General features: G+C 30.5%; 14 protein-coding genes. 12 read left to right on the top strand and 2 right to left on the bottom strand.

From position 1 onward, the window contains the following. Window positions 1–110 precede the first annotated feature (110 nt). The 6 genes from mutL (at window position 111) to E4J94_RS00135 (ending at window position 7510) form a co-directional block, all read left to right on the top strand. Entirely contained in the window at window positions 111–1895 is a 1785-nt protein-coding gene (mutL, locus tag E4J94_RS00160; protein WP_135833896.1) for a DNA mismatch repair endonuclease MutL, read from the top strand. Window positions 1896–1976: 81 nt separating this feature from the next. Continuing rightward, the gene (locus E4J94_RS00155) at window positions 1977–2642 is read left to right on the top strand and encodes a rhomboid family intramembrane serine protease (RefSeq protein ID WP_246034217.1); all 666 of its coding nucleotides are present in this window, start codon (window positions 1977–1979) and stop codon (window positions 2640–2642) included. A gap of 3 nt (window positions 2643–2645) precedes the next feature. Further along, entirely contained in the window at window positions 2646–3533 is an 888-nt protein-coding gene (locus E4J94_RS00150; RefSeq protein ID WP_135833894.1) for a rhomboid family protein, read from the top strand. A gap of 1 nt (window position 3534) precedes the next feature. Continuing rightward, on the top strand, window positions 3535–4575 hold the full coding sequence (locus tag E4J94_RS00145) for an endonuclease/exonuclease/phosphatase family protein (RefSeq protein WP_246034216.1): 1041 nt from the start codon (window positions 3535–3537) through the stop codon (window positions 4573–4575). 33 nt (window positions 4576–4608) lie between these two features. After that, complete coding sequence (locus tag E4J94_RS00140; protein ID WP_135833893.1) at window positions 4609–6138, top strand: helicase HerA-like domain-containing protein; 1530 nt, start codon at window positions 4609–4611, stop codon at window positions 6136–6138. A gap of 4 nt (window positions 6139–6142) precedes the next feature. After that, the gene (locus E4J94_RS00135) at window positions 6143–7510 is read left to right on the top strand and encodes an exonuclease domain-containing protein (protein ID WP_135833892.1); all 1368 of its coding nucleotides are present in this window, start codon (window positions 6143–6145) and stop codon (window positions 7508–7510) included. Window positions 7511–7595: 85 nt separating this feature from the next. Here the strand turns inward: E4J94_RS00135 and E4J94_RS00130 are convergent, their stop codons facing one another. After that, window positions 7596–9002: an OmpA family protein gene (locus tag E4J94_RS00130; protein ID WP_135833891.1), complete on the bottom strand. Its 1407-nt coding sequence runs from the start codon at window positions 9000–9002 to the stop codon at window positions 7596–7598. Between the two features lie 79 nt (window positions 9003–9081). Continuing rightward, on the bottom strand, window positions 9082–9492 hold the full coding sequence (gene folK / locus E4J94_RS00125; RefSeq protein WP_168801802.1) for a 2-amino-4-hydroxy-6-hydroxymethyldihydropteridine diphosphokinase: 411 nt from the start codon (window positions 9490–9492) through the stop codon (window positions 9082–9084). 28 nt (window positions 9493–9520) lie between these two features. On the opposite strand from folK, the gene sppA reads away from it, so the two are divergent. From sppA to rodA, 6 genes are all read left to right on the top strand, one after another. After that, on the top strand, window positions 9521–11290 hold the full coding sequence (gene sppA, locus E4J94_RS00120; RefSeq protein ID WP_135833889.1) for a signal peptide peptidase SppA: 1770 nt from the start codon (window positions 9521–9523) through the stop codon (window positions 11288–11290). A 168-nt stretch (window positions 11291–11458) separates the two neighbouring features. Continuing rightward, entirely contained in the window at window positions 11459–12484 is a 1026-nt protein-coding gene (locus E4J94_RS00115) for a rod shape-determining protein (protein WP_038331974.1), read from the top strand. Window positions 12485–12498: 14 nt separating this feature from the next. Next, window positions 12499–13350 carry a rod shape-determining protein MreC gene (gene mreC / locus E4J94_RS00110; RefSeq protein ID WP_135833888.1) on the top strand — a complete coding sequence of 284 codons (852 nt, stop codon included), beginning with the start codon at window positions 12499–12501 and terminating at the stop codon, window positions 13348–13350. After that, window positions 13340–13855 carry a rod shape-determining protein MreD gene (mreD, locus tag E4J94_RS00105; RefSeq protein ID WP_135833887.1) on the top strand — a complete coding sequence of 172 codons (516 nt, stop codon included), beginning with the start codon at window positions 13340–13342 and terminating at the stop codon, window positions 13853–13855. Before mreC ends, mreD begins: the two co-directional genes overlap by 11 nt. Next, window positions 13852–15837, top strand: a complete 1986-nt coding sequence (gene mrdA / locus E4J94_RS00100) for a penicillin-binding protein 2 (protein ID WP_135833886.1) — start codon at window positions 13852–13854, stop codon at window positions 15835–15837. Before mreD ends, mrdA begins: the two co-directional genes overlap by 4 nt. Continuing rightward, complete coding sequence (gene rodA, locus E4J94_RS00095) at window positions 15806–17350, top strand: rod shape-determining protein RodA (protein ID WP_135833885.1); 1545 nt, start codon at window positions 15806–15808, stop codon at window positions 17348–17350. The genes mrdA and rodA overlap by 32 nt, the downstream gene beginning before the upstream one ends. Window positions 17351–17368 lie beyond the last annotated feature (18 nt).

Raw genomic sequence — 17368 nt, 5'->3', positions numbered from 1 at the left:
AATGTTGATAATATATAGGTTTTGCAATATCTCTGTTAGAGAGATTTGTTTGTATATTTGTAAAGTTTGATTAAAAAAATAGTCAAAATTAAATCAATTTATACGAAAAGATGAACGATATTATCCAATTACTGCCAGATCATGTAGCAAATCAAATTGCTGCAGGAGAAGTTGTACAAAGACCAGCTTCAGTGATAAAAGAGTTAATTGAAAATGCGGTGGATTCTGGTGCAACTTCTATTCAAGTTATTGTAAAAGATGCTGGAAGAAGTTTGATTCAAGTGATTGATAATGGTTCGGGAATGAGTGTGACAGATGTTCGAATGGCTTTTGAACGCCATGCGACGTCTAAAATTAGAAAGACAGAGGATATTTACAATATTCACACAAAAGGTTTTCGTGGAGAAGCCTTAGCTTCTATAGCTGCAGTAGCACAAGTAGAAACAAAAACGCGTAGAGAAGATGATGAGGTAGGTTCGCAATTGGTGATAGAAGGAGGAGAAGTTCGTAATCAAGATCCTATTGTTTGTCCAGTGGGAACGTCTATTTCGGTTAAAAATTTGTTTTATAATGTGCCTGCTCGTCGTAATTTTTTAAAATCAAATCAAGTTGAATTTCGTCATATTCAAGATGAATTTCAACGTGTTTCGATGGCACACGAAAATATTAGTTTCTTTTTACACCACAATGATGCGGAGGTATATCATCTGAAAGCGGGAAATTTGAAGCAACGTATTGCGCAAATTTTTGGGAAGAAATTAAGTTCACAAATTATTTCCGTTGAAGAAGATACAGAAATTGTAAAAGTGAAAGGGTTTGTAGGTAAACCAGATGCAGCAAAGAAATCTCGTGGAGAACAATTTTTCTTTGTGAATAATAGATTTATTAGAAGTGGATATTTACATAATGCAATTGTTGATGCTTTTGAAAGTTTGTTACCAGCTGGTTATAATCCGTCTTATTTTCTGTATTTAGAGATAGAGCCATCTAAAATAGATATTAATATTCATCCAACTAAAACTGAAATAAAGTTTGAAGATGAAGCATTGATTTTTACGATCCTTAGAGCTGCTATAAAACACGCTTTAGGACAATTTAATGTGATACCTTCGTTAGATTTTGAACAAGATCCGAACTGGGCTTTTATTCCGTCTGCGACAGAAGATACAGAAATTAAAATGCCTGAAATTACGGTAGATTCTAGTTTTAATCCTTTTGAGCATCAACAGACAAGAGCACCAAAACCATCTGATATTCGTGCGAATATGGATTTTTATAAAGATGCTGTTGAGTTAGAAATTGAAAATAATCATGCACATCAATTATTTGAATCTGAAGATTTTCAAGATAGTTTTGAAGTTATTCAATGGATGAATCAATATTTGGTAGTTGAGTATCGTGGCGAATTGTTAATTATTGATCAGCATAGAGCTCATCAAAAAATATTATTCGAAAAATTTATACATTCAAATAATGGAAGTGCTTTGGTGCAACAAATGCTTTTCCCAATAGAATTAGAACTTTCTCCGAATGATCGTCAAAAATTAATTAACGTAGAGCATCAATTGCTAAGTTTTGGTTTTGATATTTCGTTAGATGAAGAAATAATTCAGATAAATGCAATTCCTGTAGATGTACAACAAGAAGATGTTGTCTCTATCTTTATGGATTTTATAGAAGAATTAGAATATCAAGAATCAATTGAATTAGAAAATACTTTTGCAAAAATATTAGCAAAAAATGCAGCTGTTAAGAAAGGAATTTCGTTAAAATCTGAGCAAATGCAAACTTTGGTAGAAGAATTGCTAAGGTTACCAAATCCAAATTATACGCCGTATGGACGTTCAATTTTTGTTCAAATGAATACGGCAGATATCAAAAAAACATTACAATAAGAGATGAGACAAACTATACCACCGATTACAAAGAATTTACTTATTATTAATGGTTTGTTCTTTTTTGCAACATTTGTTTTTATGCAGACTAGGCAAATCGATTTGAGAGTGATTTTAGGTGCTTTTTATCCTGAGTCCCCCAATTTCAAATTTTGGCAAATTTTGACGCATATGTTTATGCATGCAGATTTTACACATATATTGTTTAATATGTTTGCGTTGTGGATGTTTGGCTCTGTTGTAGAGCAAACCTTTGGGCCAAAGAAATTTTTGACGTTATATTTATTAGCTGGTTTAGGTGGTTTTATATTATTTAATGCTGTAAATTATTTTCAGATAGAGCAGTTAAAAGATATGTTAAATTCACAATCGTTTCCTATATCAAAAGTACTTCAATATTCTGTTAGAAATTTAGACGGATCTTATTTTAGTAATGGTTTAATTGATAGTAATATTAATGCTAAAGAATTACAGGGTTATTACTTGAGTAATATGGTTGGTGCTTCTGGTGCAATTTATGGTCTATTATTGGCTTTCGCAGTGTTGTATCCAGACGAAAAATTAATGTTAATCTTTTTTCCTGTTCCTGTAAAAGCGAAATATTTTATTCCAGTTATGGTATTAATTGAGTTTTATATGGGATACCAAAACATAGGAAATGTAGCTCACTTTGCGCATTTAGGAGGAGGATTAATAGGTTTCTTGTTGGCAAGACATTGGAAGAAGAATTTATATAGATGGAATTAAAAAATGGCAACTAATATCTTAGAAGAACTAAAACTTAAATATTCATCAGGAAGTAGTGCAACAAAATTAATTTATATTAATGTTGTAGTTTTTTTTACATTGTTAATTATTGATTTTGTTTTGCGAACAGCAGCAAATACAATTATCACTACAACAGATTTGTTTGCATTGTCATCTTTCGATGATTTGTTATTGAAGCCTTGGCAAATTCTTACATATTCTTGGTTGCATGGAAATCTTTTTCATTTAATAATGAATATGGTTTTGTTATATTTTGTAGGCCAAATGTTTTTACAACAATTTCAAAATAGCAATCTATTTACGTTCTATATTTTTGGTGGAATTACTGGTGGAATTTTCTTTTTATTGTTTCAAAATGTTTTCAATTATTCACATCTGTTAGTTGGTGCTTCAGCAGCAATATATGCTGTGTTTTTTGGTTTGATCTCGTACAATCCAAAGATGCCAGTTCGTTTGTTGTTAATTCCAACTTCATTTCCTTTGTTGTATATTGGTTATGTATTTATTGCATTTGATGTGTATAATATTATAGCGAGTCAAAACGCAGGAGGTAGTATATCTCATCTAGGAGGTGCTATTTTTGGTTATCTTTATATGAAACAATTTGAGAAAGGGAATGATTTTTTAGGTAACTTTATTTCGAGAATAGAAGGAATTTTTAAGAAGAAAGAGAGGTCAACTTTTAAAACATATAAAAACACTTCTTCAAACTCGTCTCGAACAAATGTTCCGAAAGATGATTACGATTTTAATCATCAAAAAGTTGAAAAACAGAAAAAAATAGATGTAATTTTAGATAAGATTTCTCGTTCAGGTTATGAGAGTTTATCAAAGGAAGAAAAAGATTTTCTATTTAGAGAAGGTAGATAAAATGAGTATAATCAATAAGTTTAAACTAAATTATTTTAATCGTTTGATACTAACAATTAATATTGTTTTTTTGTTGGTGGCTTATTGTGTTTACTTGAATAAAATTTTCACTCCTACAGAGATTCCTTATTTTAATTTTATTTCAATTGGTTTTCCAATCTTATTTACGTTTGGTACAATGTTTCTGTTGTATTGGTTAATTTTTAGTTGGCGCCATTTTTTACTTATTTTAATTCTCTCTGCAGGACTATTCTATCCAATTTATCTTTCTTATCCAATTATCCAATTCAATAAAGTAAAGGATATAAAAGCAGATTTGTCTGTTTTGAGCTACAATACTCATGGATTTAAAGAGGAAGGGACAAAAGAGCTTTTAATTAAAAATAAAGCCGATATCATGTTACTTCAAGAAGCATATCAAGGGCAACAAAAAAGCTTAAAGAATAAAGAATTCAAAGATTATTACTCAGAATTTTATGGCTTGTTAACTATCTATAGTAAATATCCAATTATTCAAACAAAAAAAATTATACCAGATAATAACGAAGAATTAAATGGACTTGCTGCTTATGCAGATATAGATTTAGGAACGGACACTATTCGTGTAATCAATGTATATCTTGAACCAATGTATATTGATAAAGAGATGGTTAAAGAAATTATACAATCAGATACTTCTCAAAAGGCTGAAATTTCTAGTAAAAAAGTAGAACTGAAATTGGTAAAAGGAATGCAAAAGCATCAAAAACAATTAGAAGCAATTATTCCATATATTACATCTTCAAGACATCCAGTTATTTTAGGAACTGATCTTAATTCAACACCAGTTTCGTATGAATATGAAAAGTTGAAAAAGTATTTGACAGACTCGTTTATTGAAGTTGGGAAAGGAGATGCGACAACTTTTCATGGTTTTAAATTTCCTATTAGAATCGACTATTTGTTTCATTCAAAAGAATTTAAAACAGTAGAGGCGTATATTATTCGAAAAAAATTCTCGGATCATTATCCTGTCGTTGTAAAATATAAATTTTCAGAATAAATTTTTCTTATATTTATTCTATAATCAATCATAATGAACCAGAAAGAAAGTTTTATTCAAGAAATACAAAGCCGTTATTCTTATAAAAATGATAAAATAATTTTAGGCAAAGCTAAGTTAGATGGAGAAATTGTAGAAGAAGCCGAGATTTCTGTTGCATTAAAAACTATGAATCGTCATGGATTAATAGGAGGAGCAACAGGAACAGGTAAAACAAAATCTTTGCAAATAATAGCTGAGCAACTTTCTTTAAAAGGTGTTCCTACATTGTTGATGGATATAAAAGGAGATTTATCTGGGATAGGAGCTCCTGCAAATTCGGAAGATAAAAATGCGCAAGAAAGAATGCAATCGCTCAATTTACCTTTTGATCCACAAGGCTCTCCAATAGAATTTTTGTCAATTTCTGATGAACCTGGTGTAAGATTACGTGCAACCGTAAGTGATTTTGGTCCAGTTTTATTTAGTAAAATATTAGAGTTAAATGAAACTCAGGAAAGTATAATCTCAATTATTTTTAAATACTGTGAAGATCGTAATTTACCTTTAATTGATTTAGAAGATATTAGAAGAGTTTTGCAATATGTAACAGATTCTGATGAAGGTAAATCGGAGTTGAATTCTAATTATGGAACAATTGCCCCAGCTTCATTAGGAGCTATATTACGTAAAATTGTAGCATTAGAACAACAAGGAGCGACTAAGTTTTTTGGAGAACCTAGTTTTGATGTTCAAGATTTACTAAAAACAAAGGATGGTAAAGGAATTGTTAATATTATTCGTTTAATTGATATTCAAAATCAACCAAATTTATTCTCAACTTTTATGTTGAGTTTACTGAATAAAATTTATTCTCAATTCCCTGAATCAGGAGATTCTGATAAACCAAAACTTGTGATTTTTATTGATGAAGCACATTTGATTTTTAAAGAGGCTACTAAAGCTCTATTGAATCAAATTGAAACAATGGTTAAGCTAATTCGTTCTAAAGGAGTTGGATTATATTTTGTTACTCAAGTTCCTGGAGATGTTCCAGATGCGGTTTTAAGTCAATTGGGATTGAAAGTTCAACATGCTTTGAGAGGTTTTACAGCAAAAGATCGAAAAGAAATTACAAAAGCAATTGAAAATTATCCAACAACAACTTATTATAAAGCAAACGAGGTGATAACCCAACTAGGGATTGGAGAAGCGTTTATTACAGCTTTGGATGAAAAGGGGATTCCAACGCCTTTAGCTTATACACATATGCGAGCACCTAATTCGAGAATGGATGTGCTGACATTTGATGAAATTAATACAATTGTTTCTAGTTCAGATTTAGTAAATAGGTATGCTTCAGAAATAAATAGACAATCTGCAAATGAAATATTATCTCAGAAATTAGAACAACAAAAAAATACAGAAAAACCTACTACAAAAACAACTTCAACCAAAAGAGTTCCGAAAGAGAAAGATTGGACAGATAATCCTGTGGTGCGTGATGTAAGTCGTACTGCAACTAGAAAGCTAATTGATTTAGGAATGAAAATGTTAAATAATTTTTTAAAAGGAAAAAAATAAGCAAGTGTACGCGATTTTAGATGTAGAAGCGACTGGCGGTAAAGTAGGAGAGGAATCAATTATAGAGATTGCAATTTATAAATATGATGGAAAAGAAATAGTAGATCAGTTTATATCATTAGTTAATCCAGAAAAAAAAATTGATCAATACGTACAAAAATTAACCCATATTTCGGATAAAATGGTGCTTAGTGCGCCTAAATTTCATGAAATAGCAAAACGAATCGTTGAGATAACTGATGACTGTATTTTAGTAGGACATAATGTTATGTTTGATTACAGGATGTTAAAACAGGAGTTTGATCGACTTGGTTATAATTATGAAAAGGAGTGGATAGATACTTTTGAGTATAGTGAAAAACTTATTCCAGGATTACCATCTTATTCATTAGGAAAGCTTTGTCAATCTTTGGGAATTGTTGTAACAGATAGGCATAGGGCTTCGGGAGATGCGCGTGCAACTATTGCACTCTTTAAAATGCTAATTGATAAAGATTCTCAGAAAATTATTATTAAAAAAACGGGTCTAAAACAGCCTAAGAAAGCACATTCTAAATATCAGAAGCTATTGGATAATTTACCTAATTCTATAGGTGTTTTTTATTTATATAATAGTAGAAAAGAATTAATTTATATCAGTAGAAGTAATAATATAGCAAGGTCTGTAAATCAAATATTCACTTCTAAAACATTGAAATCTAATAAACTTAAAAGATACACTCGTTCTGTAAAATTTGAAGAAACGGGAAGTGGTTTTTTAGCTGCTATAAAAGAAAATAATGAGATATTGAATAACCAACCAATGTATAATGCAAGGTTGATTGAAAATAAAGCTTATCCTTTTGGTTTGTATTATTTGGAATCAAAGAGAGGTTATTCTCGATTAGAAGTTGGTAAGGTTAGAAAAGTGCAACCTGTTTTAAAATTCAAAACAAAAGAGCGTGCAAAAGATGTTTTGGGAAAAATTATCAAAGATTATAATCTTTGTCAACAAGTAAATGCTGGAATAAAATCGGACGAGTCTTGCTTTCAATATAAAGTTAATAAATGTAATGGAGCTTGTATAAAAGAAGAGCCAAGAGAGGTTTATAATAAAAGGATTGAAAATTTTATTAAAACAACAGAATATCCTTCAACTACATTTTTAATAATTGATAAAGGAAGAAAAGGAATAGAGAAGTCATTTTATTTAATAGAAAATGATGAGTTTAAGGGGTATGGTTATTATGAATTTCATCATCAGATAAAATCATTAGATAAAATTCACAATATTTTGATACCAATCCAGGAAACAGAAGAAATTAAGAATATGCTAAAGTATTTTCTTTATAAGGTTTCATCTAACTCAACTCAAATTGTTGTCCTTGATTAATTATGATTAAAATTACTTAATAAAATAGAACAATAAAAAAAGCTCAGTTAATTTTAACTGAGCTTTTTTGTATGATAAAATAAGACTATTTAATTTCTTTGAAAATTACTCGTCTATTTTCTAGGTTTTTCCATGCAGGACAATTAGTAACAGGGTTACACTCTGGCCATTTTAAATCAGATTTTCCTTTTCCAACAGAAGATAATTTAGTAGTATCTACACCTTTGTTCGCTAAATAACGAATAACAGAAGCAGCACGTCTTTCAGATAATTTTTGGTTGTAATCTACACCTCCAGCAGCATCTGTATGACCTTCAACTACGAATTTGAAATCAGGGTTAGCTAATAATACTTCCGCAGCATGGTTTAATTTTTCGTAAGATTGCTCTCTAATACGATCAGAATTGTAATCAAACTCAATACCTTCTAAATAAGCATTAATTGTTGTAGCTACATCTTCTCCCGAAATTCTTACAACTTTCTCTGGACAACCTCCATTTGTTGGTGGACCAGGAATTGTAGGACATTTATCTTCACTGTCAGGAACACCATCTCCATCAGAATCTAAAGAACATCCAGAACCATCAACACGAATTCCTTCAGGAGTTCCAGGACATTTATCCCATTGATCACATACCCCATCTCTATCTTCATCTATACATTCAAAAGGAGTTTGTTCAATAACAGGTTTTAGATGTATAGGAGAAACCCATTGTAAAGCATCTTTATGTTTTCCAATTTTATAATGCAAACCTAAAGAGAAAGTAAGCATTTTATCATCTCGTCCTTCTTCAGTATCAGCAGCAGTCATACCACCATTATCATGATAAGGCATAGGTTTACCTGAGCCATCAAATTCTTCGTCACCAGTTAATACGTACATTGCACGAGCTTCTAAATCGAATCTATCATTAAGTTTATAACGAAGACCCGTACCAACTTGAGCAAAGAAAGAATAAATACCAAGAGGTTGATCTGTAATTAACATATAATTATTACCAGAACCCTTGTAATTATCTCTGTATGCTTTATATCCTATAAAACCAGCACCTGCATATAAATGCATAGCCCATTTAAATTCAGTTTTGTTATCAACACGTCTTAAAAGATTTGAAGCGTTAATATCAATTAAAGCCGAAACAGCTTGGTATTTGGTCTTTGAATTCGCCCAACCAACATAATTACTTAAAATTTGATCTTCAATGGTAGCTCCACCTTTAACTTGTCCTATTTGGTATTGTAAACTTAAACCAAAAGCATGAGATATTTGTTTATTCACTTGAAATTGAAAATCATATCCAGGTGTAAAATGTCCACCTCCCATCCAAGATTGAAAATCAGATCCTTGGAATAAATTCCCTCCTCCAAATAAAGAGACAGACCAATCATTGAATTCTTTTTTACTATTGTTGAATGGTTTTTCATCGAACTTGGTCTGGGCAGACACACAAGCAGCTGCTCCCAAGATTAATAAAGATAAAAGTTTTTTCATAGGTTAGAATTATTTTTATAACTAATATAAAGCATAACTAAATATATTTTACAAAACTAATGATTTAATAATTAATATCTTAAAAAAAAGATAAACTTTTAATAAAATCTCTCGAATAGTTTTGAGGATGTGGAATTTTTAATTGGTTACAATTAATTAAAATATTATTATAGAACAATATATCAATGTCTATTAATCTATCAACATATAGTTCATTTTCCTTTGGTTGAAAATAATTTCTTCCCATTTTTTTCTCAATATCTTTTACTTTTAGTAATATATCAAAAGGAGATAGAGAAGATAATATTTCAATTTTTTGATTCAAAAATAAATGATTGGTTGTAAAACCTTCAGCTTTATTTTCTAAGATATTTGATTCTTTTTTTATTTCTCCAATATCCTTATTTATAAGGTTTTTAGCAATTTCTAGATTGTTTTTTTTGTCACCTAAGTTTGTTCCTAGTAACAAAATGACTTTATTTTGCGACATATAGTGCAAAAGTAATAATAATTTAAAAATGAAAAACTTTTTCGGGAGAGTATTCTCAACAATTATAGGAAATCTATTAACGGTTAGTGTGTTTGTAATCATACTCTTCGTTTTAATATTTGTTTCAGCATTATCTGCTCCAACAAAAAGTGTAAAAGAGGGTTCTGTTTTAGAAATTTCGCTCGAAGATCCTATTATGGAAAGTGACATGGATCGTTCAGTTTCTATTTTTAATATGTCAGAAGATTCAAATGTTTTTTTACAAGATATTATTCATTCGATTGAAGAAGCAAAGAGTGATGATAAGATTAAAGGAATTAGTTTAAAACTTGATAAATTTTCTGGAGGAGCGACCCAAGCAACTGACATTCGTAATGCGTTAGAAGATTTCAAAAAATCAGGAAAATTTGTGTATTCTTATTCTAATTCAGGAAATCAACTGTCATATTATATAAGTAGTATTTCAGACAAAATTTACCAAAATCCTTTAGGAGGAACTTTATTGCAAGGATTAAGTTCTAATATTATGTTCTTCAAAAATGCAGGAGATAAATATGGTGTAGATTTTCAGGTGATTCGTCACGGACAATTTAAGAGTGCTGTAGAGCCTTATATGAGAACAAACATGTCTGAAGAAAATCGCTTACAATTATCAGAATTGTTGAATGATGTTTGGAGTAATGTTTCTAATTCGATTACGACATCACGTAAAATTTCTCCAGAACAATTCAATTTGGTTACAGATAGTTTGTACGCATTTATTCCTGAATTAGGTAAAGAGAAAAAAATATATGATGTATTGGCTCAAGAAAATGAATATCAAAAAATGTTATTCACAAAACTTGGTCTGAAAGAAGATAAATCTAAAACTGATTTTGAAGTACTTGAAAAACACACTATAAAAGTAGAAGATTATTTCGAAACATTATCTGAGAAATCAGAAAAAGATAAAGTTGCTGTTTTGTATGCTTCAGGAACAATTACAGAAGGAGATGGTTTTGATGGTATTCAATCGAAAACTTATGTGGATGCGATTCGTAAAATCGGTCAAAATGATAAAATTAAAGCTTTAGTTTTACGTGTAAATTCTCCTGGAGGTAGTGCAAATGCATCAGAAGAAATTTTATATGAATTGATGCAATTGAAAACAAAAATGCCAATCGTAGTATCTTTTGGTGATGTTGCAGCATCTGGTGGATATTACATTGCACAAGCTTCAGATAAAATTTATGCACAACCAAATACAATTACTGGTTCGATTGGAGTTTTTGGAATGATCCCAAATGCGCAAAAATTATTCAATAATTTCGGATTAGATTTTGACGAAGTAAAAACGAATGCAAATGCAGATCAGTTAAAATCTTTGACGACACCATTATCACCAACAGCAAAAAATACGATGCAAAAATCAATCGTATTGATTTATGGAAAATTTGTAAATCACGTTGCGACAAATAGAAAATTAACATATGAACAAGTTGATAAAATAGGAGAAGGTCGTGTTTGGTCTGGAACTCGTGCAAAACAAATTGGTTTAGTAGATGATTTCGGAAGCTTAGATACAGCAATAAAAGAAGCAGCTAAATTGGCTAAAATCGAAAAATATTCGACAGAAAGTTACCCAAAACGAAAAGATTCTTTTGAAGAATTTATGGATAATCTTCAAGGAAAAAATACCGAAGCAGCAATTGCAAAAGAATTAGGTTCGGACGGAATTAGAATTTATAAAGAAATAAAGATGATGAATGAACAAAAAGGTGTTCAAGTTAGGCTACCTTACAATATTCAAATTCAATAAAAATCATAAAAAAGGGTTAAAATATTTTTAACCCTTTTTTATTGTTAAAATCTTACTATTTTAGTAAAAATATTTAGATGATTAAAAAATTAAATTCTCTTTTATAATCATCTAAATTTATTATACTTTTGTACATTCATTTTTAATAATACTGAGACATAATCAACGATGGGATTATTTGATTTTTTCACGCAAGAAATTGCGATTGACTTGGGGACTGCTAACACTTTAATTATTCACAATAATAAAGTTGTAGTAGATAGTCCATCTATCGTCGCTATACATAGAAGAACAAATAAAGTTATTGCTGTTGGAGAACAAGCAAAACACATGCAAGGTAAAACGCATGATGATATAAAAACAATTCGTCCTTTAAAGGACGGAGTAATTGCAGATTTTGAAGCTTCAGAATTTATGTTGACAGAGTTCATCAAGAAAATTCCTGGAATTCAAGGGAAATTATTTTCACCTTCATTACGAATGGTGATTTGTATTCCTTCTGGAATTACAGAAGTTGAAAAGCGTGCTGTAAAAGATTCTTGTGCACGCGTTAACGCAAAAGATGTTCGTCTTATTTACGAACCAATGGCTGCTGCAATAGGAGTTGGAATTGATATTACTCAACCTAAAGGTAACATGATTATTGATATAGGTGGAGGTACTACAGAAATTGCCGTTGTTGCATTAGGTGGTATCGTTTGTGACAAATCTGTGAAAATTGCAGGAGATGTTTTTACAAACGATATTGCATATTACTTAAGAACCCATCATAATTTATATATCGGAGAAAGAACTGCCGAGCGTGTTAAAATTGAAGTTGGAGCTGCTGTAGAAGAATTAGAGCATGCACCAGACGATATGCCAGTACAAGGACGTGATTTGATTACAGGAAAACCAAAAGAAATTACTGTAAACTATCGCGAAATTGCGCGTGCATTAGACAAATCAATTCTACGTATCGAAGATGGTGTAATGGAAACATTATCTCAAACACCTCCAGAATTAGCGGCAGATATCTATAACACTGGTATTTATATGGCTGGTGGTGGAGCTATGTTGAGAGGTTTAGATCAACGTATTTCTAAAAAAACAGGTTTACCAGTATTCTTAGCTGATGATCCCTTACGCGCTGTTGTTCGTGGAACAGGGATTGCACTTAAAAATATTGATAAATTCACTTTCTTAATGAAATAGAAGAGTAAAGAGCAATGCAATATATTCTGAATGCGATTAGAAGAAATGGAATGCTATTAATTTTTGTCTTTTTAGAGTTAATTGCGTTGTTTCTTGTCTTTAAGAAAAATATTTATCACGAAACTATTCTTGCTTCTGCAAGCACATCGTTTACAGGTTATGTAGATGATAAAATTGCAAAAGTGACAAACTTTATTCATTTACCGAGTACCAATAAAGATTTGATGGACGAAAATGCCTTTTTACGTGAGCAATTGGTGCATTTGGGAATTAAAGATGCGAAAACTAAAAAGTTTTACAAATCAGATACCTTAGGTTATCATCAAACGTATTCTTTTGTACCTGCTGAGATTGTAAATAACTCGATTATCAAAACGCAAAATCTTTTGACGATTGATAAAGGAACAAATGACGGAATAGAAAAAGGTGACGGAATCATTACAAATAATGGAGTAATTGGTATTGTAACTTTTGCTGGGAAAAATTATTCTCGAGCAATTTCGTTGTTAAACAAGGATATCAATATCAATGCGCGTATCAAAGGAAATCAATATTTCGGGACAGTGAAATGGGACGGAAAGGATCCTCGTTTTGTTCAGTTATATGAAATTCCGAAATACATCGAAGTGAAAAAAGGTGATATCATCGAAACGGATGGTAAATCGCCAGTTTTCCCAGAAGGAATTATTATAGGTAAAGTTGTAAGCAAAGGAATTGATGAAACAGGTGAAATGAAGGTTCAAGTAAGATTGAAACAAGATTTCGCCAATTTAGCACAAGCTTATGTGGTCACAAACCTTAATAAAGTTGAAATTCAACAAGTAGAAAAATCAGATACAATAACGAGACCTCAGAATGTTCAATAAAGATTTTTTAATCAATATTATCAAGATTGTAATTTTAGCTTTGTTACAAGTTTTTGTGTTCAATCACATCAACTTTTTAGGAAGTTATCAACCATATATCTATATTGTATTTGTATTGTTTTATCCTCCTTATCAAAATAAATATGCCTTATTAATCTTATCATTTATGTTGGGATTAATGATTGATATCTTCGAATATACAGGTGGAATTCATGCTTTCGCCTTAACGCTTATCGCGTTTCTTAGAAATCCAATTATTAAACTTTTGGCAGGAAAACAAGATTATGAAATGGAATTTTTCTCTTTCAATTCTTTTAGTTTTGCGCAATGGCTATTTTATTTGATTATTCTAATTCTTGCACATCATATTATTTTATTGCTTCTTGAGAATTTTAAATTAACTGGAATTGGTCCATTAATGTTAAAAGCATTGATTAATTCAGGAATAACTTTTGTGTTTGTATTCATTTATAAAATTTTATTTAAAAATAAAGTTGGAGTATGAAAAAGTTGATGGTTGTTTATGCACTCATCCTGTTTATAGTCTTTCTATTTATAGGACGTTTAGCTTACTTGCAATTATTTACAGATCGTTATACGCTAAATGCATTTAATACCTCAATAAAACAAGAGATTATTTATCCTAATCGTGGAGATATTTTAGATCGAAATGGAAAACTATTGGTAAGTAACACTTTTTCATACGAATTAGATGTTATTCCTGCAAAAGTTGTTAATGATTCGGGAGAAGTAATTAATGATTTTGATAAGGCTAAATTTTCTAAAATGGTTGGAATCTCAACAAATCAGTTTGATTCTATTTTAGATAAAATTGTTACAGCTAAAGATTATAAAAAATTATCTCCATATCCTTTCTTAAAAAATATTTCCCGAGAAAGTTTTGCTCGTATGCAAGAGCAATTATATTTATATCCTGCTTTTAGTATTATAAAACGTCCTGAACGTAAATATATGGTAAGCTCAGCTGGAAATATTTTGGGATATATTAATGAGGCAAATCAAGCTTATATTAAAACAGATTCTACGTATTATCAGCCAGGAGATTTGGTTGGTATTGCTGGTGTAGAAAAATCATATGAAAAAGATTTACGAGGAATAAAAGGTGTGAAAAACTGGATTGTTGATAGAACAATGAATGTTGTTGGACCTTACAAAAACGGAGATTATGATCGTCCTGTGAAGAGTGGAAAAACAGTTAATTTAACAATTGATTTTCGATTACAAGAATTAGCAGAGCAAATGCTTCAAAATAAACGTGGTGCAATTGTAGCAATTGATCCAACGAATGGAGAAATATTAGCTTTGGCTTCAGGACCAACAATTAATCCAAGTGACTTTTTAAATTCAAGATCTAGAAATGCATTAATTAATGATTCAATTTCTAGACCTACATATGATAGAGCTTTACAAGGAACATATCCTCCTGGTTCTACTTTTAAAATGGTAACAGCTTTAGCTGGTTTGCAAATGGGAACAATGACTGAACAAACAACTTATGTTTGTAAGCATGGTTTTCGCTATGGAAGAATGCACATTGGTTGTCATTGTGGTCTATATTATGCTCCTCAAGGATTAGAACGTGCAATAGGTAAATCTTGTAATAACTTTTTCTCAGAAGCTTATCGAGATATTGTTCGTAAAGATCCAAACGATTATAGTGTTGGAATTAATGAATGGGCGGCAATTATGAATAGTTTTGGGTTAGGAAAATTTATGGGAACAGATTTACCCGTTGGAAGTAAAGGTTTAATTCCAACATCCGAATTTTATGACAAACGTTTTGGAGAAGGAGTGTGGAATCCTTATCGAATCATTTTTAATGGAATGGGACAAGGAGATATTAATACAACTCCATTGCAAATGGCAAATTTTACATCTATAATTGCTAATAAGGGATATTATTATACACCACATATTGTACGTCGAATAGATGGAAAACCTTTAACAGACTCTACTTATATTGTAAAAAAGAAAACATTAGTTGATTCAAAACATTTTGATATTATACATAGAGGAATGCGTAATGTTTTTACGATGGGGACAGCTCGTAGCTTTGATACAAGTGCTTTTGTTCAATTAGGAAAAACAGGAACTTCCCAAAATTCGCATGGGCAAGATCACTCTTTATTTGTATTATTTGCTCCTGCAGACAAACCTAAAATAGCAATTGCTGCAATAGTAGAAAATGGATCTTGGGGAACAACTTGGGCAGGGCCAATGGCTAGCTTAGTTGCGGAATTGTACGTAACAGATACAATAAAGCGCCATGGCTTATTAGAAAGAATGAAAGGTGGAAATCTGCAAGGCGAATATAGAAGGCAATGGATTGATTATTTAAAAAGAAAAGGGTTGTATGTAGAACCAATTAAGAAAGATACATTAGGTATTAAGAATGATTCGCTGAAATTAAAGAAAGATTCGACAAAATTAAAAAATGAGTCAAAACAGATTACTAAAAGGAATTGATTGGACAGTTTTAATTCTTGGCTTTTTAATTGCAGCCTTCGGAATTATGAACGTTTATAGTGTCAATCCAGATTTAGGTGTAAAACAACTAATTTGGTTTGGACTAGGGATGGTGATGATTTTAGTTTTGATTATTGTGAGCGGAAATAATCGTAATTTTTTCGAAATATATAGTCCCGTTTTTTATATTATTTCTTTACTCCTCTTAGTTGGAGTCTTGATTGTAGGTAAGGAAATTAATGGAGCGAAAGCCTGGTATCGTTTTGGACCTTTGAGTTTACAACCTGCAGAATTTGCAAAGATAGGAACGGCTTTACTTATAGCTAATTTTATTAATCATTCTAATGCAAACCTAAAAGATATAGCTTTTATTGGTAAAATATTACTAATTATAGCTATTCCAGTCGCTTTGATTTTACTTCAACCAGATTTAGGATCAGTAATTATCTTCTGTTCTTTAAGTATTGCATTATATAGAGAAGGATTAAATCCGTGGATTATTATAGCGCCAATTATATTACTGATTATATTTTTGATCTCGATAATACAAATTCCTTTTTATGTTCTTTTGATTTTAGGATTTATTATACTATCTATAGTATTAATAATTTTAGCATTTAATTATAATCAGAATGTGATTGATGCTATGCATGGAATTTTAATAGGTTTATCAATATTTTTTTTATTATTAATAGGTATTTGCTACTTTGTAGAAGATCTTTCAGAAGAAACAAGAGAATCATTTGGACATCTTTTTCCAATGCGATCTTTATTTTTTTCTGAACCAATATTTTTTAACACTGTTTTTTTTGGATTAATAGGATTCTTTATTTCAATTATACCAGTAATTATTTTGAAACTTACAGAACAAAAAGAAATTAATGATTCTCCGTTTAAAACACAATCTGGTTTAGCTGCGAATGTTTTAAACTTCAGTATAATAATTTCTATTGTTTTATTGTTATTTGCTAGTACAGTTAGTTTTATTTCTCCTATTATTTTCGAAAAACTACCAAAGCATCAGAAAGAACGTGTAATGGTATTGTATGAAGGAGAGGCTAAATATCGCGATACATCAGGATATAATTTACTTTATGCCAAAACGGCGATTGGTTCGGGAGAATTAAAAGGCAAAGGTTATAATCAAGGTACAATCAAGAAAGGACGATTTGTACCTGAACAACAAACAGATTATATTTTTACAACAGTAGGAGAAGAATGGGGGTTTATAGGAAGCACAGCTTTGGTAATTGTTTATGCTATTTTTGTAGGAAGATTATTTTATTTAGCAGAACATCAAAAAAGTAAATTTGCTAGATTCTATGGTTATTCTGTAGCATCTATTCTCTTTTTTCACTTTTTTATAAACATAGCAATGGTTATGGGACTATTTCCGACTGTTGGAATACCGCTTCCTTTTTTCAGTTATGGTGGAAGTTCTTTATGGGGATTTACTATTTTGATTGGTATTTTTCTAATTATACATTACAAGAATAGTCAAGGTTTTATTTAGATATATAAATAAAAAAAA

The organism is Empedobacter tilapiae, from assembly GCF_004785645.1.
Lineage (GTDB): Bacteria > Bacteroidota > Bacteroidia > Flavobacteriales > Weeksellaceae > Empedobacter > Empedobacter tilapiae.
Note: the sequence above shows the minus strand (reverse complement) of the source record. Positions and strands in the feature narration are given on the sequence as shown.

Bases quoted from the DNA above. Each gene is read 5' to 3' on its own strand.
- mutL (WP_135833896.1), top strand. From the start codon at position 111: ATGAACGATATTATCCAATTACTGCCAGATCATGTAGCAAATCAAATT.
- E4J94_RS00155 (WP_246034217.1), top strand. From the start codon at position 1,977: ATGCAGACTAGGCAAATCGATTTGAGAGTGATTTTAGGTGCTTTTTAT.
- E4J94_RS00150 (WP_135833894.1), top strand. From the start codon at position 2,646: ATGGCAACTAATATCTTAGAAGAACTAAAACTTAAATATTCATCAGGA.
- E4J94_RS00145 (WP_246034216.1), top strand. From the start codon at position 3,535: ATGAGTATAATCAATAAGTTTAAACTAAATTATTTTAATCGTTTGATA.
- E4J94_RS00140 (WP_135833893.1), top strand. From the start codon at position 4,609: ATGAACCAGAAAGAAAGTTTTATTCAAGAAATACAAAGCCGTTATTCT.
- E4J94_RS00130 (WP_135833891.1), bottom strand. From the start codon at position 9,002: ATGAAAAAACTTTTATCTTTATTAATCTTGGGAGCAGCTGCTTGTGTG.
- folK (WP_168801802.1), bottom strand. From the start codon at position 9,492: ATGTCGCAAAATAAAGTCATTTTGTTACTAGGAACAAACTTAGGTGAC.
- sppA (WP_135833889.1), top strand. From the start codon at position 9,521: ATGAAAAACTTTTTCGGGAGAGTATTCTCAACAATTATAGGAAATCTA.
- E4J94_RS00115 (WP_038331974.1), top strand. From the start codon at position 11,459: ATGGGATTATTTGATTTTTTCACGCAAGAAATTGCGATTGACTTGGGG.
- mreC (WP_135833888.1), top strand. From the start codon at position 12,499: ATGCAATATATTCTGAATGCGATTAGAAGAAATGGAATGCTATTAATT.
- mreD (WP_135833887.1), top strand. From the start codon at position 13,340: ATGTTCAATAAAGATTTTTTAATCAATATTATCAAGATTGTAATTTTA.
- mrdA (WP_135833886.1), top strand. From the start codon at position 13,852: ATGAAAAAGTTGATGGTTGTTTATGCACTCATCCTGTTTATAGTCTTT.
- rodA (WP_135833885.1), top strand. From the start codon at position 15,806: ATGAGTCAAAACAGATTACTAAAAGGAATTGATTGGACAGTTTTAATT.